Source organism: Pedobacter sp. 01N416, from assembly GCF_056399685.1.
Map to the genome: position 1 here is coordinate 1 of NZ_JBFTRT010000664.1, position 2,544 is coordinate 2,544.

Genomic DNA, 2,544 nt, shown 5'->3' on the forward strand with positions numbered 1-2,544 from the left:
TCATCAATCGGGAATTTTGCTACCACGTAAAATGCACCGCCCGGATTAGGGCAAAAAACGCCTTCTATATTATTTAACCGATTAACCAAAGTATCACGGCGCAAAGTATATTCGGTATTTACTTTTTCAAAATAGCTATCCGGCGTATCTACAGCCGCTGCACCAGCAATTTGTTCAACCATACCCGGACTTAACCTTGCTTGTGCAAATTTTAATCCTGATGCAATAACTTCTTTATTTTTGGTGATTAAACAGCCTAAACGCGCACCACAAGCGCTGTAACGTTTAGAAACCGTATCCATAATCACCACATTTTCATCCAAACCATCTAAATGCATTGGAGAAATAAATTCTCTTCCATCATAACAGAATTCGCGATAAGCTTCATCAGAGAATAAAAATAGATCGTACTTAACACAAAGTGCTTTTAACGCCTCTAATTCTGCTCTTGAATATAAATAACCAGTTGGGTTATTAGGGTTACAAATGATGATCGCCTTCGTTTTTTTCGTAATCAGTTTTTCGAATTCGGCAATCGGAGGCAAAGCAAAACCATTTTCAATGTAAGAAAGGATGGGTTTTACCACTACGTTGCTCATGCAGGCAAAGCCATTGTAATTGGCATAAAAAGGCTCTGGAATGATAATTTCATCGCCCTCGTTTACGCAGGTTTGCATGGCAATGGTAATAGCCTCAGAACCACCAACTGTTACCAATATATTTTCGGGTGTAATATTGTAACCCAGTTTATTGTAGTATTCGGTAAGTTTTAAGCGGTATGCAAGTGTACCTTCTGATGGAGTATAGGCCCAAACATTAAAATCAATGTTTTTGATGGCGTTTAACATTCCTTCAGGTGTTTCGATATCTGGTTGACCAATATTTAAATGGAAAACTTTTTTACCATCTTTTTTAGCTTGATCTGCAAATGGAGTTAACTTTCTGATTGGCGATGCAGGCATCTGCACACCTTTTTGTGAAATTTTTGGCATGGCACAAAAATAAAAAAGTCCCGATGAAAATCGGGACTTTTTAAATATTATCGTTTAAATAATTATTTCGAGGCTGCGGCAACCGTTTCACCTTTAATGTAAAGCACTTTAATTGGTGTTTTAGCATTTGAAGTAATGGTTACGGCTTTTGAAAAAGTTGATGGACCAGCAGCAGCGTTAAACGTTACCGAAATTACACCCGTTTCACCTTTTTTCAATGGGGCAGAAGTGTATTTAGGTACTGTACATCCACAACTTGCCTCAGCTTTGGTAATAATTAATGGCTCTTCGCCAATATTGGTGTATTTGAAATCGTAAGTTACTGGTTTGTTTAAAACGATTTTACCGAAATCGTGAGTTTCCGATTCAAATTTAAACTCTGCAGGTTTAGTTTGTGCATTTACAGCAATACCTAAACCTAAAACAAAAGCGAATAATACTAAGATCTTTTTCATGTTATGTGATTGTAATTTATTTTTTAAATTCTAAAACAAATTTAATGTTTTCATATTAAAACAAAAACTATTCCAAATATATTTTACAAATCCATATATAATTTTACAATCTAGGATAAAGGCAAACTTTTAATTTTGTATATATTTGCCGCAACCAATCTTTGATTACTATGCCGAATGAAAAATTGATGACCAACACTATTGATGCTTCCGAACTCAGTTTTAACGATTTTAAATCTATCGTTATAAACGACTATAAAATAGCCTTTGAAAGTAGGCAGGCCAGTGTTTTAGGCCGTAGAGAAGTATTAACAGGGAAGGCTAAATTTGGTATTTTTGGCGATGGTAAAGAAGTACCCCAGGTGGCTATGGCGAAAGCTTTTAAAAACGGCGATTGGCGCTCGGGCTATTACCGCGATCAAACTTTTGCTTTTGCTACAGGGATTTCTACCATTAAAGAATTTTTTGCACAACTTTACGCCAATCCAACTGACGGGGCTGATCCGTTTTCAGGTGGAAGGCAAATGAACTGCCATTTTGCAACAAAATCAGTTAATGAAGATGGAAGCTGGAACGATTTAACGCAGATTAAAAACTGTTCGTCAGATATTTCTCCTACCGGTGGCCAAATGGCCCGTTTGGTTGGCTTAGCCTATGCTTCTAAATTATTTAGGCAAAATAAGGAACTGGATTACTTAAAACACTTTTCGGTTAATGGAAATGAAGTTGCTTTTGGCACCATTGGTAATGCCTCGACTTCTGAAGGCGTGTTTTTTGAAGCCATTAATGCCGCAGGCGTATTGCAGATACCCATGGCCATCTCAATTTGGGATGATGCTTATGGCATTTCAGTTCCGGCAAAATATCAAACTACAAAAGAAGATATTTCTGAAGTTTTAAAAGGCTTTCAGCGTGAGCCTGATCAACCAGGATATGAAATTTATAAAGTAAAGGGCTGGGATTATCCAGCTTTATGCGAGGTGTATGAAAAAGCAATAAATGTATGTAGAGACGAACATGTACCTGTTTTAATTCACGTTACCGAACTTACTCAACCTCAGGGGCACTCTACATCTGGCTCGCACGAAAGGTATAAG

Annotated in this window: 3 protein-coding genes; 1 reads left to right on the forward strand and 2 read right to left on the reverse strand. The window is 37.2% G+C overall.

Translation table 11 applies throughout. From position 1 onward, the window contains the following. Both AC1DND_RS25530 and AC1DND_RS25535 read right to left on the reverse strand, forming a co-directional pair. The coding region (locus AC1DND_RS25530; protein ID WP_477585352.1) for a pyridoxal phosphate-dependent aminotransferase at positions 1-992 on the reverse strand (992 nt) is incomplete at its 3' end. Positions 993-1,054: 62 nt separating this feature from the next. Beyond that, the gene (locus tag AC1DND_RS25535; protein WP_029275926.1) at positions 1,055-1,447 is read right to left on the reverse strand and encodes a DUF1573 domain-containing protein; all 393 of its coding nucleotides are present in this window, start codon (positions 1,445-1,447) and stop codon (positions 1,055-1,057) included. Positions 1,448-1,617: 170 nt separating this feature from the next. Here AC1DND_RS25535 and AC1DND_RS25540 point away from each other — a divergent pair. Beyond that, a partial coding sequence (locus tag AC1DND_RS25540; protein WP_477585354.1) for a thiamine pyrophosphate-dependent dehydrogenase E1 component subunit alpha occupies positions 1,618-2,544 on the forward strand: 927 nt, incomplete at its 3' end.

Coding starts and splice junctions, on each gene's coding strand:
- AC1DND_RS25535 (WP_029275926.1), bottom strand. CDS start 1,447: ATGAAAAAGATCTTAGTATTATTCGCTTTTGTTTTAGGTTTAGGTATT.